General features: G+C 69.3%; 14 protein-coding genes and 2 pseudogenes. 10 read left to right on the plus strand and 6 right to left on the minus strand.

What is annotated here, in order from left to right; genetic code table 11:
- Window positions 1-131: 131 nt before the first annotated feature.
- The 6 genes and pseudogenes from J7E97_RS29510 to J7E97_RS29535 form a co-directional block, all read left to right on the plus strand.
- Window positions 132-1,283 (plus strand): annotated as a pseudogene (locus J7E97_RS29510) (amidohydrolase family protein); the annotation flags it as partial.
- 154 nt (window positions 1,284-1,437) lie between these two features.
- Entirely contained in the window at window positions 1,438-2,445 is a 1,008-nt protein-coding gene (locus tag J7E97_RS29515) for a YdcF family protein (RefSeq protein WP_215033666.1), read from the plus strand.
- A gap of 105 nt (window positions 2,446-2,550) precedes the next feature.
- The gene (locus J7E97_RS29520; RefSeq protein WP_215033668.1) at window positions 2,551-2,736 is read left to right on the plus strand and encodes a hypothetical protein; all 186 of its coding nucleotides are present in this window, start codon (window positions 2,551-2,553) and stop codon (window positions 2,734-2,736) included.
- A 148-nt stretch (window positions 2,737-2,884) separates the two neighbouring features.
- Window positions 2,885-3,400: a nitroreductase/quinone reductase family protein gene (locus J7E97_RS29525; RefSeq protein WP_215033670.1), complete on the plus strand. Its 516-nt coding sequence runs from the start codon at window positions 2,885-2,887 to the stop codon at window positions 3,398-3,400.
- Between the two features lie 318 nt (window positions 3,401-3,718).
- On the plus strand, window positions 3,719-4,930 hold the full coding sequence (locus tag J7E97_RS29530; RefSeq protein ID WP_215033672.1) for a pyridoxal phosphate-dependent aminotransferase: 1,212 nt from the start codon (window positions 3,719-3,721) through the stop codon (window positions 4,928-4,930).
- Between the two features lie 105 nt (window positions 4,931-5,035).
- Window positions 5,036-5,428 (plus strand): hypothetical protein, encoded by a 393-nt coding sequence (locus J7E97_RS29535; protein WP_215033674.1) that lies wholly within the window; start codon window positions 5,036-5,038, stop codon window positions 5,426-5,428.
- 118 nt (window positions 5,429-5,546) lie between these two features.
- Here J7E97_RS29535 and J7E97_RS29540 read toward each other — a convergent pair whose 3' ends face one another.
- Both J7E97_RS29540 and J7E97_RS29545 read right to left on the minus strand, forming a co-directional pair.
- Window positions 5,547-5,978, minus strand: a complete 432-nt coding sequence (locus J7E97_RS29540; protein ID WP_215033676.1) for a hypothetical protein — start codon at window positions 5,976-5,978, stop codon at window positions 5,547-5,549.
- A 243-nt stretch (window positions 5,979-6,221) separates the two neighbouring features.
- On the minus strand, window positions 6,222-8,063 hold the full coding sequence (locus J7E97_RS29545) for a phosphoenolpyruvate carboxykinase (GTP) (RefSeq protein WP_215033678.1): 1,842 nt from the start codon (window positions 8,061-8,063) through the stop codon (window positions 6,222-6,224).
- Between the two features lie 220 nt (window positions 8,064-8,283).
- On the opposite strand from J7E97_RS29545, the gene J7E97_RS29550 reads away from it, so the two are divergent.
- A complete protein-coding gene (locus tag J7E97_RS29550; RefSeq protein ID WP_251055355.1) occupies window positions 8,284-8,970 on the plus strand; it encodes a hemolysin III family protein in 687 nt (228 codons plus the stop codon).
- 155 nt (window positions 8,971-9,125) lie between these two features.
- Here J7E97_RS29550 and J7E97_RS29555 read toward each other — a convergent pair whose 3' ends face one another.
- Window positions 9,126-11,180, minus strand: coding sequence for a thioredoxin domain-containing protein (locus J7E97_RS29555; RefSeq protein WP_215033682.1), 2,055 nt, complete (start codon window positions 11,178-11,180; stop codon window positions 9,126-9,128).
- A 497-nt stretch (window positions 11,181-11,677) separates the two neighbouring features.
- Here J7E97_RS29555 and J7E97_RS29560 point away from each other — a divergent pair, with 497 nt between their 5' ends.
- Window positions 11,678-12,766 (plus strand): hypothetical protein, encoded by a 1,089-nt coding sequence (locus J7E97_RS29560; RefSeq protein ID WP_215033684.1) that lies wholly within the window; start codon window positions 11,678-11,680, stop codon window positions 12,764-12,766.
- An 82-nt stretch (window positions 12,767-12,848) separates the two neighbouring features.
- Here the strand turns inward: J7E97_RS29560 and J7E97_RS36880 are convergent, their stop codons facing one another.
- On the minus strand, window positions 12,849-14,543 hold the full coding sequence (locus J7E97_RS36880) for a CBS domain-containing protein (protein ID WP_215033686.1): 1,695 nt from the start codon (window positions 14,541-14,543) through the stop codon (window positions 12,849-12,851).
- Window positions 14,544-14,777: 234 nt separating this feature from the next.
- Between J7E97_RS36880 and J7E97_RS29570 the strand changes: the two genes are divergently transcribed.
- Both J7E97_RS29570 and J7E97_RS29575 read left to right on the plus strand, forming a co-directional pair.
- Entirely contained in the window at window positions 14,778-15,050 is a 273-nt protein-coding gene (locus J7E97_RS29570; RefSeq protein ID WP_215033688.1) for a hypothetical protein, read from the plus strand.
- Complete coding sequence (locus tag J7E97_RS29575) at window positions 15,047-15,454, plus strand: PIN domain-containing protein (protein ID WP_215033690.1); 408 nt, start codon at window positions 15,047-15,049, stop codon at window positions 15,452-15,454. Before J7E97_RS29570 ends, J7E97_RS29575 begins: the two co-directional genes overlap by 4 nt.
- Window positions 15,455-15,489: 35 nt before the next feature.
- Here J7E97_RS29575 and J7E97_RS29580 read toward each other — a convergent pair.
- Window positions 15,490-15,642, minus strand: a pseudogene (locus tag J7E97_RS29580) (DUF255 domain-containing protein); the annotation flags it as partial.
- A gap of 44 nt (window positions 15,643-15,686) precedes the next feature.
- Window positions 15,687-17,090 (minus strand): glycoside hydrolase family 43 protein, encoded by a 1,404-nt coding sequence (locus J7E97_RS29585; RefSeq protein WP_215033694.1) that lies wholly within the window; start codon window positions 17,088-17,090, stop codon window positions 15,687-15,689.
- Between the last annotated feature and the right edge of the window lie 136 nt (window positions 17,091-17,226).

Raw genomic sequence — 17,226 nt, forward strand, 5'->3', positions numbered from 1 at the left:
CCGCGACGATCTGATCGACAAGCTGGAAACCTACGTGATCAAGCACAACGAAACAGCCAGACCCTACCGCTGGACCTACGAGGGCACCCCGCTCAAAGCAGCCTGAACACCCCTCCACGAACTTCCGCGGAGCAGCACTAGTCCCCCAGGGCACCGTGCGCGCGCTCGTCGTCGGCTGGGGCGACCGCCCCGCCTCCCCCGCCGAGCTCGACCGGATGCGGGCGCTCGTGGCGGAGGGCCTCGCGCAGGGCGCCGTGGGCATGTCCTCCGGGCTCACCTACACCCCCGGCATGTACGCGTCCGGCGCCGAACTGACCGAGCTGTGCCGGGTCGTCGCCTCCTACGGCGGCTACTACTGCCCGCACCACCGCTCTTACGGCCGGGGCGCGCTCGCCGCCTACGCCGAGATGGTCGAGCTGACCCGCGAGGCGGGCTGCGCACTGCACCTCGCGCACGCCACGATGAACTTCGGCGAGAACCGGGGCCGGGCGGGCGAACTGCTCGCCCTCCTCGACGGGGCCCTGGCCGAGGGCTCCGACATCAGCCTCGACAGCTACCCGTACACCCCCGGCTGCACCACGCTCGTCGCCCTCCTTCCCGGCTGGGCGAACGAGGGCGGCCCCGACGTGGTCCTCGCGCGGCTGGGCGACGACGCCGCGTCCGAGCGGATCCGGTACGCGCTGGAGGTGGAGGGCTCCGACGGCTGTCACGGCGTACCGGTGGACTGGTCGACGATCGAGATCGCCGGGACCACGGATCCGGCCTACGGGTCGTACGTCGGCACGCGCCTGCGGGACTGGGCCACGGCCCGCGAGCTCCTGCTGGGCGACCGGCTCGGCCCGAGCATCCTGCAGCACGTGGGACACGAGGAGAACGTCCGGGCGATCATGCGCCACCCCGTCCACACGGGCGGTTCGGACGGCATCCTGCAGGGCGCGAAGCCGCACCCCCGGGCGTACGGCACCTTCCCGCACTACCTCGGGCACTACGTGCGCGAGCTGGGCGTCCTCTCCCTCGAGGAGTGCGTCGCGCACCTGTCGGGCCGCCCGGCGGCCCGGCTGCGGCTGCCCGACCGGGGAACCGTCCGGGTGGGCCACCGCGCGGACCTCGTCCTCTTCGATCCGCGCACGGTCGCGGCCGGGTCGACGTACGAGCGCCCGCGCGCGCTGCCGACGGGGATCCCGCACGTCCTGATCGACGGACGCTTCGTCATGCGGGACGGGCGCAGGACGGACGTGCTGGCGGGCCGCTCGGTCCGCCGGACGCCCTACCGCGGCCGGTAGGCGGCCGACGGAGGGGCGGGGACGGCGGAGGGCGGGGAAAAGGGGTGCGGCGGGGAGCAGGGGCGGGGAACGGTCAACGGCCAGTCGCGGGCGGTCGCCCGGGGCGTTCCCCTTCGCATCCGGCCGTTCACTCGGGCCGCCTACGATGCATCACATGCTCGCCTTTGTCCCCGCCGTTCTCTCTCTACTCCTCTTCGGCATGAGCGTCCGGGACGACCGACGGCGTTTTCGCAACGCCGTCTACCTGGGCCTCACCTTCATCTTCACCTCGATCGGGCTGCTGTACCAGGTCAGGCACCTGCCGGGCGGGCTCGCGACGGCCGTGGTCGCGCTGGTCCTCCTGATCCCCGTACTCGGGACGGTCTCGCTCGGCGTGTTCCTGATCGGCAACGGTCTGACGATGGTCCGCAAGGAGGGCCGCAGCCCGGCCAACCTGCTGTCGCTGGCGGCCGGCGTCGGGATCTTCCTCCTCATCGCCTTCGTCCTGGTGACGGCCAACACCGGACCGCCCGCCATGGACGCGGTGATGGTCGGCGTGGTCTTCCTCGTCGCGTACGTCTCCTTCCTCTTCCTCTGCTTCCTCGCCTACGCCTACCTCTACGGCCGGATCAAGGTCCGCGGCGACGTCGACTACGTGGTGATGCTGGGCTCCGGCCTGATCGGCGGCGACCGGGTCCCGCCGCTGCTGGCCTCTCGGCTGCGCAAGGGCCGCGAGATCCACGACGCCCAGATCGCCCGGGGCGGGCGGGTGCCGCTGCTGCTGACCTCGGGCGGCAAGGGGACGGGCGAGAAGCTCGCCGAGGCCCGGGCGATGGCCGACTGGCTGATCGCCGAGGGCGTGCCGCGCGAGCACCTGCGACTGGAGGATCGTTCCCGCACCACGGAGGAGAACCTCGAGTTCAGCCGGACGGTCATGGAGGCGGGCGACCCCCGCTACCGCTGCGTGGTGGTCACCAACAACTTCCACGCCTTCCGCGCCGCGATGATGGCCCGCAAGGCGGGGGTGAACGGCCAGGTCCTGGGCTCGCCGACGGCGAAGTACTTCTGGCCGAGCGCGACGATCCGCGAGTTCGTGGCGGTGTTCTGGGAGCACAGGGCCGTCAACCTCAGCGTCTGCGGCGGGATCGTCGCCCTGACGGCCGTGCTGGCGGCCGCGGGCTGAGCGCCGGGGCCCATCGGGCGCCATCGGGACCACCCCGGCCTCCGACGTGCGTTCATGGGGGCGCCGCCGGAGTATGGGGCCAGGGGGACACAGGAGGAGGTAGCTATGGACAGTGAATCGGACCAGCAGCCCCAGCGCCCGGCCCACCTCTACACGGGTTCGGAGCGCGCGTACGACCCCGAGGACCTCGTGATGGCACGCGGCCAGGACCTGACTCCGGAGCGGGTGGAGAAGGCGCGCAAGCTGATCGAGGAGGAGGGCGCGAAGGCCCTCGAGCGCTACCTCCCGTAGGCACGGACCAGCCCGATGAGGGGCGGTGCGGGGCCGGCTCCGTACGGCGGCCGCCGCGCCGCCCCGACGTGCGCCGCGGCCCGTGCGCATCCAGAATCGATGGACGCTCGTTAGCCGCACGGGGGGCCGACTCGAAGGACGACGCGCGATGCACACGAAGACCGGCGCCCCTGCCAGCGCCCCCACCGCCCCCGGCTCCGCCACCACCGCCGGCCCCGCCGGCCCCGCCGTCGACTGGGACCACCCGGCCGACCCCCCGGCCGGTCCGCCCCTGGCGCACGTGCGCGCGTACGTCGACAGCTGCGGCACCGACGGCCATCTCTGGCACGGCGTCCCGACCCTGCTGCTGACCACCCTCGACCGGATCTCCGGCCGCCCCGTCCGCACCCCGCTGATCTACGGCAGGGACGGCGCCCGCCACATCGTCCTGGCGACCGCCGCCGACGGCGCCGAGGGCGTCCCCTCCTGGTACCGGAACCTCGCCGCGCACCCCGAGGTCCGCGTGCAGGTCGGCGCCCTGACCGCCCAGGCCCGCGCGCGCACGGCGACGCCGGCGGAGCGCGAGACGTACTGGGAGATCATGACCGCCCTGTGGCCGGCCTACGAAGAGCACCAGGCCGCGGCCGCACCCCGCGAGATCCCCCTGGTCATCATCGAGCGCTGACCCGTCGCGACCCGCCGCCGAGGCACACTCTCTCCGAGATCCTCAAGGCCGAGGCGAAGCAACAAGGCCGCCGTAGCGCGCCGCGGACACCCCGACAGCGGAGTCCGCCCGAGGTGACGAGCGCAACACCGGTCCGGTCCCCTCCCCGGGCCCCACCCATTCCGCAGGCCGGAGCCGCGCCGCGGCCCCGGTTTCCAAGGGCTCTCGGCGCCCGTACCCAGCCATTGCCCGAAAGGGGACATATCGGTCCGTCGTCCGACCCTCGCTCCGGGATGAAATCGCTCGGCGCGCCCGCGTCCCGCCCCGTAAGCTCCCGTCATGCAGGTGATCCAGTCAACGAAACTCGCCAATGTCTGCTACGAGATCCGCGGGCCCGTGCTCGAAGAGGCCATGCGGCTCGAAGCGGCCGGTCATCGCATCCTCAAGCTCAACACCGGCAACCCCGCGGCCTTCGGCTTCGAGTGCCCGCCGGAGATCCTCGAGGACATGCTCCGCAACCTGGGCAACGCCCACGGGTACGGGGACGCGAAGGGGCTGCTGTCCGCGCGCCGCGCCGTGATGCAGCACTACCAGACCAAGGGCATCGACCTGGACGTCGAGGACGTCTACATCGGCAACGGCGTCTCCGAGCTGATCCAGATGTCCATGCAGGCACTGCTCGACGACGGCGACGAGGTGCTCGTCCCCGCGCCGGACTACCCGCTGTGGACCGCCTCCGTCAGCCTGGCCGGCGGCACCGCCGTGCACTACCGCTGCGACGAGCAGTCCGACTGGATGCCGGACCTCGCCGACATCGAGCGCAAGGTCACCGACCGGACCCGCGCGATCGTGATCATCAACCCGAACAACCCGACCGGCGCCGTCTACGACGACGAGATGCTGCGCGGGCTGACGGACATCGCCCGCCGCCACAACCTGATCGTGTGTTCGGACGAGATCTACGACCGGATCCTCTACGACGGCGCCACGCACACGAACACCGCCGCGATCGCCCCGGACCTGCTGACGCTGACCTTCAACGGGCTCTCCAAGAACTACCGCGTCGCCGGTTACCGCTCCGGCTGGATGGCGGTGTGCGGACCCAAGAAGCACGCCTCGTCCTACATCGAGGGCCTGACGATCCTGGCGAACATGCGGCTCTGCGCCAACATGCCCTCCCAGCACGCCATCGCCACCGCGCTCGGCGGACGGCAGTCGATCAACGACCTGGTACTGCCCGGCGGGCGCATCCTGGAGCAGCGCGACACGGCGTACGACCTGCTGACGCAGATCCCCGGCATCACCTGCGTGAAGCCCAAGGGCGCCCTGTACCTCTTCCCGAAGCTGGACCCGTCCGTCTACAAGATCAAGGACGACCGGCAGATGGTCCTCGACCTGCTGCGCGAGGAAAAGATCATGGTCGTGCACGGTACGGGCTTCAACTGGCCCGAGCCCGACCACTTCCGGATCGTGACCCTGCCCAACGCCAAGGACCTGGCCGACGCGGTGACCCGGATCGGGAACTTCCTCGACGGCTACAGCCAACCGTAGGGATCTTCGCGCCGAACGCGTGCCGTACACCCGCACTAGGATTCGGCACAACTTTAGAACCAATCCAATGTAGGATGGTCTCCTGACCCCGCAGGAGGCCCTCTCATGTACGAGCCGATCCGGACCAAGCCGGTCGATCCCCGCATAGACGGCCGCCGCAGCGACTACCCGCGCAGCAGCCGCTCCGAGGCGCTGGACATCCAGCTCGGCGGCCACCTGGCCGCCCTGCTCGCCGTCACCGACGAGCTCGGCCTCGAAGCGGCCGCCGCGGGCATCGCCGCCCAGGTGGCCCGCCTGCGCGGAGCGCAGCCCACCCGCGCGCCCCGCTCCTCCCGCCAGGACGCCGAGACCGTCGCCGCCCTGCACCAGCAGGCCCGCGACCTCGCCGCCCGTGCGCTGCTCGTCGCGGCGTCCCGCGCCGACACCACCGTCGCCATCCTCGCCGCCGAGCGCATGGACGCCCACAGCGCCGCGCTCGAACTCGTCGGCGCCCACTGACGGCCCCGGTCCGGGGCCGCGGAGGCTCCGGACCGGGTGCCCTTTTCCGGTACGTCCGGCACGTCCGGCCCCGGGTCCCGCAGGCCTCCGTGCCGCGCCGCCCCGCTTCCGAGCCCCGCTACGGGGACGGAGCCGGCGCCGGGTCGAACTCCGCGGCCGCGACACCGCACCACGGGACCTGGGCCGCCGGCCACACCGGCCCCACCGCCTCACCGTGCTCGGTGGCCCCGGGCAGCACCCCCGGGACCTTGACCAGCGCCTGCGCACCGCGGTCGCCGGACTCCGGATCCACCGTCACCCGGAACTCCACGGTGACGACGTAGGCACCCCGGCCCGGGAAGCGGTTCACCGCCTCGACCGAGGCCGTCACCCGCCGGCTCGCCGGATCGATCCGGCAGTCGGTGATCCGTACGTCCTCCCGAGCCGCCGAGCCCGGCCGCGGAGCCGGGGCGTCCCCGGCCCACACGTACAGCCCCAGCGGGGCGAACACCAGCAGTCCCGCCACGAACACCAGGGCGACCAGCCAGCCCTGCCACTTCAACGCACTCACGCCCATGGCACGATCCTCCCGGCCGCCCGCCCCTCCCACCAGCACCCACGGGCCCACACAGCATTTCGAAGTGGGACCGCCGCACGAGGAGGCGGAACGCATGACGGCGGACCTCCGTGAAACGGAGGCCCGCCGTCAGCAGACGCACACGACCTATGGGGAAGGTCGCGGGGAATCCGGTCGGGACATCCCGCGTCGTCCTACGGCCGGGGACAGCCGGCCGCCGGTTCTTGGGGGGGGTGGTCAGCCGAGGCGCTCGACCAGGGCGTCGTACTGGTCCCACAGCTCCTTCGGCGTGTGGTCGCCGTAGGTGTTGAGGTGCGCGGGGACCAGCGAGGCCTCGTCGCGCCAGACCTCCTTGTCGACCGTGAGCAGGAACTCCAGGTCGGCGGCCGGCAGGTCCAGGCCGTCCGTGTCCAGGGAGGCCACGGTCGGCAGGATGCCGATGGGGGTCTCGACTCCCTCGGCGGAGCCGTCGAGGCGCTCGACGATCCACTTCAGGACACGGCTGTTCTCGCCGAAGCCCGGCCACACGAACTTGCCCGCGTCGTTCTTGCGGAACCAGTTCACGTAGTAGATCTTCGGGAGCTTGGACTGGTCCTTGCCCTTGGCCACGTCGACCCAGTGGCCCATGTAGTCGCCCATGTTGTAGCCGCAGAACGGCAGCATGGCGAAGGGGTCGCGGCGCAGCTCGCCGACCTTGCCCTCGGCGGCGGCGGTCTTCTCGGACGCGATGTTCGAGCCGATGAAGACGCCGTGGTTCCAGTCGAAGGACTCGGTGACCAGCGGCACGGCCGAGGCGCGGCGGCCGCCGAAGAGGATCGCGGAGATCGGGACGCCCTTGGGGTCCTCCCACTCGGAGGCGATCGTCGGGCACTGGGAGGCGGGGACGGCGAAGCGGGCGTTGGGGTGGGCCGCCGGGGTTTCGCTCTCCGGGGTCCAGGCGTTGCCCTTCCAGTCGATGAGGTGCGCGGGCGCCTCTTCGGTCATGCCCTCCCACCAGACGTCGGAGCCGTCCGGGGTGAGCGCGACGTTGGTGAAGACGGTGTTCGCGTACATCGTCTTCATCGCGTTGGCGTTGGTGTGCTCACCGGTGCCGGGCGCGACGCCGAAGAAGCCGGCCTCGGGGTTGATCGCGTACAGGCGACCGTCCTCGCCGAAGCGCATCCAGGCGATGTCGTCGCCGACGGTCTCGACGGTCCAGCCGGGGATCGTGGGCTCCAGCATGGCCAGGTTCGTCTTGCCGCAGGCGCTCGGGAACGCGGCGGCGATGTACTTGGACTCCCCCTGCGGCGGGGTGAGCTTGAGGATCAGCATGTGCTCGGCGAGCCAGCCCTCGTCGCGGGCCATGACGGACGCGATGCGCAGGGCGTAGCACTTCTTGCCGAGCAGGGCGTTGCCGCCGTAGCCCGATCCGTAGGACCAGATCTCGCGGGTCTCCGGGAAGTGCGAGATGTACTTGGTGGTGTTGCAGGGCCACGGCACGTCGGCCTCGCCCTCGGCGAGCGGAGCGCCGAGGGTGTGGACGGCCTTGACGAAGAACCCGTCGGTGCCGAGCTCGTCGAGGACGGCCTTGCCCATGCGGGTCATGGTGCGCATGGCGACCGCGACGTAGGCGGAGTCGGTGATCTCGACGCCGATCGCGGAGAGTTCGGAACCGAGGGGGCCCATGCAGAAGGGGACGACGTACATCGTGCGGCCCTTCATGGAGCCGCGGAAGATGCCGCCTTCCTCGCCCTTGCCGGCGAAGAGCTCCTTCATCTCGGAAGGGGCCTTCCAGTGGTTGGTCGGGCCCGCGTCCTCCTCCTTCTCGGAGCAGATGAAGGTCCGGTCCTCGACGCGCGCGACGTCGGAGGGGTCGGAAGCCGCGTAGTACGAGTTCGGGCGCTTGGCCGGGTCCAGCTTCTTGAAGGTGCCCTTGGAGACGAGCTCCTCGCAGAGGGCCTCGTACTCGGCCTCGGAGCCGTCACACCAGACGATGCGGTCCGGCTGGGTGAGGGCTGCGATGTCACCGACCCAAGAGACGAGCTCCTGATGGGTGGTGGGGACGTCGGAAGTGGTGCCAGCCGCGATGTCGCGCGCCACGATCGCTCCTTGTTGAGGGGTTTGATTTGTGTTTGCCCCGTGGGGGCCGCGACCCGGACGCTTCGCGCTCCGCTCATCCGGTGTCGACCGCACTCATCTGATCATCCGGTGCGTGTGCGCATATGTCCAGAGGGCCTCTCACGTGAGCATCGCCACTCCGGTCAATCTTCCGTAAAGCGCACTAACGGAAAGCTACGCACCCGTAGGTAGCATGGTCGCCATGACTTCTGACGCCGCTGCCGTGGCCGCTCCGGTGGTCGAACCGGCAGATCCGGAGGCCAAACCGCTCATGCGCGGTTGGCTGCACACCGGCATGTTCCCCGCCGTGGTGATCGCCGGCCTCGTCCTCATGGCCTTCACCGACTCGACCCGGGCCCGGGTCGCGTGCGGGGTGTACATGCTCACCGCGTGCCTGCTCTTCGGCGTCAGCGCCGTGTACCACCGCGGCACGTGGGGCCCGCGCGGCGAAGCCATCCTGCGGCGGCTCGACCACGCGAACATCTTCCTGATCATCGCGGGCACCTACACCCCGCTCACCGTCCTGCTGCTCCCCCCGTCCACCGGGCGGACGCTGCTCTGGGCGGTCTGGATCGCGGCCTCGGCCGGCATCGCCTTCCGCGTCTTCTGGGTCGGCGCCCCGCGGTGGCTGTACACGCCCTGCTACATCGCCATGGGCTGGGTCGCGGTCTTCTTCCTCCCCGACTTCATGCGGACCGGCGGCATCGCCGTCCTCGTCCTCGTGATCGTCGGCGGCCTCCTCTACAGCGCCGGCGGCATCATCTACGGCATGAAGCGCCCGAACCCCTCACCGCGCTTCTTCGGCTTCCACGAGGTCTTCCACTCGCTGACGCTCGCCGCGTTCGTGGCGCACTACGTCGGCATCTCGATCGCCGCGTACCAGCACTAGGGCGGGCGTCCGCGCGGCCGCCGGGCGGGCGGGCCCGGCCACCTGGGCGGGCCGGTCCGGCCGCCGGGCCCCGCGCCGCGCGAAGCGGCGGGTGGCGGCAGCCCGCCACCCCTCCCCTACTCCTACTCGCACTCCTCCGTCCCCACTGCGGTTCCTCAGGGGCTGACGGCTCCCAGCTGCTCCGCGAGCTCGGCCGGATCCGAAGTCGGCCGCGCACAGACGAAGTGCCGGCACACGTACGCCGTGGGCAGGCCTCCCACCAAGGTCCGCCCGCCCAGGAGCGGGAACTCCCCGCCGCTGCCGTCCGCCGCCCGCGGCAGCCCCGTCGCCACCACCGCACCCGGAGCCGTCCCCAGCAGCGCGACCCGGTGCAGCTCGGCCCGCGCCGCGTCCTGCGGATGCCCGACCACCGCCACCTCGCGCGGGCCGTCGACGAGCGCCTCGGCCACCGCCAGCCCGTGCCCGATGAACCGCGGAGCGCGCGGACCGAGCGCGTGCACCACGGCGAGCGCCCGCTCGGCCGCCGTGCGGTGGGGCTCCGAGCCGGTGTGCGCGGCGTACGAGAGCAGCGCGCCGGCGGCGGCCGTCCACCCGGAGGGGGCGGCCGTGTCGGTCGGATCCTGGGGCCTGCGGATGAGCTGCTCCGCGTCGTGCGCGGTATCGTACAGCGACCCGTCCTCGGCGGTGAACCGGGTCATCACCAGATCCACGAGGAACCCGGCGAACTCCAGCCAGACCCCTTCCCCGGTGACGGCGGCGAGGGCCAGGAATCCCTCCGCGACGTCTCCGTAGTCCTCCAGCACCCCGGAGTTGGGTCCGACCTGCCCGTCCCGGCTCGTCCGCGCCAGCCGGGCCCGGCCGTCCATGTGCACGCGGACGAGGAGGTCGGCCGCCTCGGTGGCCCGCTCGACGAGGTCGGGCCGGTCGAAGAAGGCCCCGCACTCGGCGAGGGCGGCGATGGCCAGCCCGTTCCAGGCGGCGACGATCTTGTCGTCCCGGCCGGGCGCGGGCCGGTCGGCGCGGGCCGCGAGCAGCCTGGCCTTGATGTCCGCGACCTGTTCGGCGTCGAGGTCGGGGCCGCCCGGGGGCAGCTGGAGCACGGACTTCCCGTGCTCGAAGGTCCCCTCCCCGGTCACCCCGAACAGGGCGGCGGCGAGGTCCCCGTCCCGCTCCCCCAGCACCTGCCGGAGCTCCTGCGGGGTCCAGGCGTAGTAGGCGCCCTCGACGTGCTCGCCGGTGACCGGATCCTCGCTGTCGGCGTCGAGCGCGGAGGCGAAGCCGCCCTCGGCGGTGCGCAGTTCACGGACCATGAAGTCGGCGGTCTCGACGGCCACCCGCCGCGCCAGCTCCGACCCGGTGGCCCGCCACAGGTGGGCGTAGACCCGGCAGAGCAGCGCGTTGTCGTAGAGCATCTTCTCGAAGTGGGGCACGACCCACTCCCGGTCCACGGAGTACCGCGCGAACCCGCCCCCGAGCTGGTCGTAGATGCCGCCCCGGGCCATGGCCTCGCACGTGTCGGCGGCCATCTGCAGGGCCCCCTCCGCCCCGGTGCGGGCGTGGTGGCGCAGCAAGAACTCCAGGACCATGGAGGGCGGGAACTTCGGCGCCCCGCCGAATCCGCCCCGGGCCTCGTCGTAGTCCCGCGTCAGCCCGAGCAGGGCCTGCGAGAGTTCCCCGGGGCCGGGCGTGCCGGCCTTCCCGTAGTCCAACTGACGCCCCGCGAGGTCCCGTACGATCCGCTGCGCGACGTCGGTGACCTCCTCGGGCCGCCCGGCCCACGCGGTCCGCACTCCTTCGAGCACCTGCATGAAGGAGGGCATGCCGTGCCGGGGCTCGGGCGGGAAGTAGGTCCCGAAGTAGAAGGGCTCGGCATCGGCGGTCAGGAACACCGTCATCGGCCACCCACCCTGCCCGGTGGCGGCCTGCACGGCCTCCATGTAAACGGCGTCGATGTCGGGCCGCTCTTCCCGGTCCACCTTGATGTTGACGAAGTGTTCGTTCATATAGGCGGCGGAAAGCTCGTCCTCGAAGGATTCATGGGCCATGACGTGACACCAGTGGCACGAGCTGTACCCAACGCTCAGCAGAACGGGTACACCACGCTCCCGCGCCTCCGCGAACGCCTCGGGCGACCAGGGCCACCAGTCGACGGGGTTGTCGGCGTGCTGGAGCAGGTACGGCGAGGTCTCGTTCGCGAGGTGGTTCGGCATGAGGTCATCCTGCCGCACGGGCCCGGAAAGGTGCCGAAGGAGGAGGGCCAGGTCGCGGGTCCAGGTGTCGCGGACGCGGATCCAGGTCCCGCCGCAGGCGGCGCGCTCCGGGGTGGCGAGGTCCCGGCGCTGGGCGGGGGCGCCTCGTGGACCGCGCAGCGGTGGCCTTCCGCTGGGGTGGCCGCTCGACCGCAAGGTCTTCGTGAAACGGCTCGACGAGTTGCGGAAGATCCGTCGCGTGATCGCGGTACTGGGGAAGTACGGCGGCTAAGGGATGCCGACGCCGGCGCGTCGAAGTTCGTGCCTACGTCGAGTCCGTGCCTGCCGTTGCCTGGGCAGAAAGTCGATCCTGCCAATAGTCGGCGGCGGCCGGTCCTGCTCGCATCGCGGTGAATTCACCGGTCCTCTGGGCGAGCGCGGCAGTCGGCGTATTGCCCTCGATGTTTGCGGCCGAGCTTTGGAGGCGCGGTGCGGAACAGGGCGATGACGAGTGTGCCGTGAAGTACGGCAACCTGTTGCGGCAGCAATACATAGTGCTGGACAACCGAGGCGCCTGGTTGAAAGAAGCCGCTGATCGAGGCATGCCCGCGGTGGCACTGTCATTCGCCGGCTGGCTTGCGTACCGGGAGCAGCAGGGGGCTGCGGAGTCCTACCTGGTTCAAGCGCGGCGAGGAGCTTTGGCTGCGGCTGAGGACGGCAACCCTGACGCCATGATCACGCTCAGCACCATTCTGGCGTGGGAAGGTGATCCGAAGAGCGCTGAATCATGGATCCGTAGAACCCAGCAGCGCACCCCCTTGTTGATGCCCGACTGGCGAATCGTCCGTGCGGAAGCCGGCAGGGGAGGACTCCAGACCCTGGCGGTGAGCAAGAGCACCGAGGAACGGCTGGCGGACGGGCAACTTGCCCACGTAATGGAGGGCTTGTGGCCACTTGATTGCCAGTATTGCGGGTTTTCCTTGGGAATGGGGGTGCCAGCTCTTCGAGTTTTCGAACATCCTTGGGGCGCGACCGCCAGCCTCTACCACTTGGGGATGTGTCGCTACCCTGAATGGACCGATAACGACGGCACACCTCGTGACAGCAGTCTGGGCATCTTCAAGCTCATCGGTCCGTCGGAGCCACGCCTGACCTGGACCGCCAGTGCGGCTCACACGCCTCAGATCACGCTGGACGACATGAGCCCGGTACTCATGCTGGTGAACCCGGGAGTGGAGTGCGTGGCGCTGGCTCGGTCTGAGGACGGCCAGTGGCGGATGGCGCCGTTCTTTTGGCATCAACAGCACGGAATGATGACTGCCGACCATGCCCTCAACACCGTTCCCGGGACTGCGACCGTCGCTCGGCGCCGGCTCACGGGGAAAATGGGCTTCGAGGAGTGGTCGTCGGATATCTCTCGCGACATGAAACGCTTGATTAAACGACAAGGCGGATTGCTGCTCGTTATCACGTCGGGCCTGGCGCCCGGCGAGCCGAGCGCAGCCGTTCTGAACATGGCCCTGTCGGCTCCGGACGCCGTCGCCGGGTGGATTCCGGTATCCGCGGATGAACGCGGACGGACGTCACGCTGGAGGAGCCGGCCATAGATCCCCGGAGCCATTCCCCACCGCAAGGGCCCAGCCGCATCGGGTTGTCGGCGTGTGCAGCAGCGCCGGCCCACCAGCACCTTCAGGCTTGCGGCTGAACGGTTTTGAGCATCTGCAGAGCGACTTCTATCTCCTTGACCGCACTGATGCGGTCATCGTCGCTCGTGTGGAAATGCATGGTCTCGTTACGAATTTTCCGAACCCGGTCCAAGCGTTCGGCGAAGCTCTGCTGCGGGAACTTCCAACCCGTCGCCTGCCATACGTCATCCCGCTTGAGCAATGTGATGTAGTCGGAGAAGTTCATGCCCTGATTGGCGAGCTTGACGATTTTCGCGGGATCTCCGGGGAGGCCGTACTCACCATGGATCTCCTTCACCTGCATCAACGCCTTGCTGAGCGCTCGGCGCAGGCGCAGTTCCAGCTCTTGGATGAGGGCGTAGGGGCGCAGCTCCTGCTCGAATCTGTGGGCCAGGTCGTGACCCGTCACAATCCCAGAGAGGCTGCCGTCGGGATTGAGTACGAAGACACAGCCGTGGTCGGCTACATCCGCCAGGCAGTCCACCATGGGCTCGTCGGTGCGTATTGACCGAACCTTTAATACGGCAGCGTCTCTGACCAGCGCGGTGGCAGGGTGGTTGGTCGCGCCGATTTCCCGCCAGGTGATGGAACCGCACAAATGTTCGTCGTCGTTGAGGACCGGAAGCTGGTCGTACGCGTTCTCGGACAGAAGTTCCACAGCTCGGCCGAGCGGGTCGGTAAGCTTGACGGTCTTCAGCTCACTGCGCGCCGAGGGCAGTCTCCCCACGGTCACCAACACGGGCGCCGGATGAGCCGGCTCCTCCTCATCGTCGCCACTCTCGCCTTCCCCGGCTCCAACAGCGGTCAGACTGTTGTCGCCGATATCCATGGAGCCGGACTCCTCATCGACCAGGAGATCCGCCGCGGAGTCGTCTCCGTCCTCCGGCTCCAGTTCCAGGTCGGCGGTCTCTTCGCCCAACGACTGCCGTTCAGCTTCCGGCGCCAGGCCGATGGGAACGACGCGGACCATGTGGTCGATCGACGGGACCTCGGTGATGGGAGGGACGACTGCAAGACCAAGCCCGTCCAGATCCCTGCGAATGGTGGCGGTGGCCTTACCCGAGCGGCTCACGAAGTCCCAGATGCTGAGCAGGTCTCGTACGGCCAGTCTCACCGGCTCGCCCGCCGGGGCTGCGGTGACCTTGTGGAGCAGCTCGACAGGCTTCTCCAACAGTCGCACGTCAGCCGGGGCGTCAGGGTTCCCGGGATCGGAGTCTCCGGCCGCAAGCTTGGCGAGACGCTTCACGGCATCGAAGCGGCGCAACTCACTCACCGTGAGCAGGGAGCCAAGTGTCGCACGCAGATCGGCGCGAAGCTCCGTACGCGGTACATCGGGGCGCTTCCAGGTGACAGTGCGTACATGCCGGAATCCCGGAGCAGCCTCCGCACGGAACTGATAATCGCTCGTGATGTGTCCGATGGCGATGGTGCCCGTCTTGAGTGGCAGGACGATCAGATCCCCGGGCGACATGACGGCGCGAAAACGCCAAAGTTGCCCGCTCCAGTTGCCGAGGACGCGGGGGTTCTCACGGGGGTATGCCTTGGCGAGCTCGGCTTTGAGGTCTCCCGGTGTCATACAGCCCGCGAGGTCACCGACAACCTCGGGCCAGCCGGCGATCGTCAAGCCCTCGGAGATGGAGACGTCCTCCCGCTCACCATCCGCTCCGGCGCGTACCATCCAGGCCCGCACAGCGCCCACGTCGTCTCCCCGAACTGTCGTGATGAGTGAAAGTGCGATTTGTCGAGCCTATCCGGGAGTTCCCGATCATGAAACGCCGGTCATCAATCCGGCCCGCGACAGCCACGCGCATGCTGCGGTCGAGCCGGTATCCGACTCCGGCCGAAGCGAGGCCGAACGCGAAGGCCGAGGAATGAGTCGTGGTTCTGCGGCGGAATCTTCGCGATGTAATAGAGCTTGTCCTACACTCTGAGCATGAAGCCGACCCGAGCCGGAACCACCGAGAACATCTCCGTGTCCATGCCCACCGAGCTGGCCAGTGAGCTCCGGTCCAGGACCGGGCGCCGGGGCCTGTCCAGCTATATCACCGAAGCCGTGAGGCACCAGCTCGCCATGGACGGGCTCGCCGAGATCGTCGCGTCACACGAAGAGGAACACGGCGCGCTCACAGAGCAGGAGATCGAAGCCGCCCGTCGCGAGCTGTTCGGAGACGAGAACGCCAGGGCCGTCGAACGAGGCGCCGCGTGAAGGAGCAGCCGGCCTGCTCCCTGGTGCTCGACTCCGAGGCACTCTCCCTGCTCCTGCGCAATGACCGCAGGATGGCGGCGCGCATCGAGGCGTCCCGGCAGCTAGGAGTCCCTGTCCTCGTGTCTGTGCTGACCATCGTTGAAGCAGCTCAGGGGAAGACCGATCTGGCGCGCTTGAAGTGGGTGCTCTCCCGACTGCGAGTGGAGCCGGTCAGTCAGGAGGACTCCATGACGGCGGTAGCGCTACTTCGGGACGCAGGTGGGATGCACGGGCACAAGTACGCAATCGACGCTCTCGTCGCCGCCCTTGCGCTCCGTGTCCCGTCCCCCGTGGTCGTCCTGACCTCCGACCGCGACGACTGGTCGAAGCTATGCGGGAGCCGCGTGATCATCAGAGAGGTGTGAACCCGCCAACTACTGATTTTGCGAGTTCACTGAGACCAGTGGCACGCGGAGTAACCGACCGATAGCAGGACGGGCACATTGCGCCGCCGGGCTTCCTCGAACGCCTCCGGCATCCAGGGCCACCAGTCGACCGGATTGTCAGCATGCTGAAGCAGATGAGGCGAGGTCACACCAGCCAGCCGGTTCATACGACCCAGCCTCTCACAGCCCCCGCCCCCGACCGCGGAACCCGTCAGAAGCCGACGCGGAAGGTCGCGTCCTGCCGTTCGGTGGCCGTCGAGATCGGGTCGATGCGCAGGACGTAGTTGGAGTGCCGGATGTAGCGGGTCGGGAAGTTGTGGGAGCGGAAGGAGGACCACGAGGAGTCCGCCAGGCCGGCCGTGCGGTGGAAGGTGGCGTCTGCCGCGAACGCCGACGTGCCGTCGTTGGCGTCGAGTCGCAGCTCGTAGCTGTAGTGCCGCAGGTAGCGGGTGGGGTTGCCGACGGACTGGAAGGACACGGCGGAGCTGTCGGCGAGGCCCGGGACCAGCTTCCACAGGGAGTCGGTGTAGAGGTTGAACGGGTACGTGTCGATGCGGCCCACGTTGTTGGCGTGGCGGACGTAACGGTCCGGCAGATTGTAGGACTTGAGCCGGTTCCAGGCCGGTACGCCCCACTTGGTGAGCAGGTTGTCGTATTCGGTGCTGGTGATGGTCGTGATGCCGCAGTGCTTGGAGTTGAGCGGCTGGGTGTACGTCTTCTGGTCGAGGGGGGTCCAGGCACCGGACGCGAGGTCGGAGGTCTGCCAGGCGTAGAAGACGCCGTTGGGAGTGTAGGTGTCGCCCCACATGTACCAGGTGTTCGAGGTCAGCGACTTCACGATCGTCGGGGCTTCGGTGCCGCCATGGGAGGCCGGGCTGCCAAAGGGGGTGAAGCTGCCCGGGTTGAGCGACGTGGACCTGGCGCCGACCAACTTTCCCTGCCCGTTGTTCTTGAAGAACATGTAGTTGACACCGCCCACGCCGACGGTCATGTTCGCGTCGATGGCGTCGTAGCCGGGGTCGAAGAAGACCTGCGGGGCGGAAGCCGTGACGAAGTCACGGGTGTAGTTCACCATGATCACGTTGTGGCCGCTGGCGTTGACCGCCGAGTAGAGGACCGCGTACTGGCCCCGGCTCGCGTCCCAGAACGCCTCGGGCGCCCAGCTGTGGGTGTTCATGTCGTGCAGCTTGAGGCGCCGGTAACCCGTGAAGGCGCGCAGGTCGACGGAGTCCCAGACGTGGACGTACTGGCTGTTGTAGTTCCAGTCGGTGCCCTTGAGGTCGGTGGCGAGGACGACGAAGGTGCCGTCCTGCTTGCGCATGAGGAACGGGTCGCGCAGGCCGAGCGCGCCCGCCGTGGGGATGGCGACGGGGTTGTTCTGGTTCAGCGGCGTCCACTCCAGCGCGTCGCGGCTTGCCGCGAGGTGGAGGCCGTAGTCGGTGCCCGCGCCGAGGTCGTTCGACTCGGTGAAGTAGCACATCACGTAGGCCGAGTCGGCGGCGTGGGCGGTGCCCGCGCCCAGGCTCAGCACCCCGGTCATCGCCAAGGGAGTGGCGGCGGCCAAGCCGAGGATGGTGCGACGAGACGGCTGCGCCGGGTGGGATGCTGCGCTCATCTGGACTCCCTATGGCGTACGGGACGGAAGGGGCAACTCGCAATGGTGGCACCGCAGTTGGCGGCGTCCGGGCGAACGGGAGCTCGCACGGCAGCAAAGCTGACCCCTCCATTGACGCCTGATTGTTAGCGCTAAC

This window comes from Streptomyces sp. ISL-66 (genome assembly GCF_018614135.1).
Classification (GTDB): domain Bacteria; phylum Actinomycetota; class Actinomycetes; order Streptomycetales; family Streptomycetaceae; genus Streptomyces.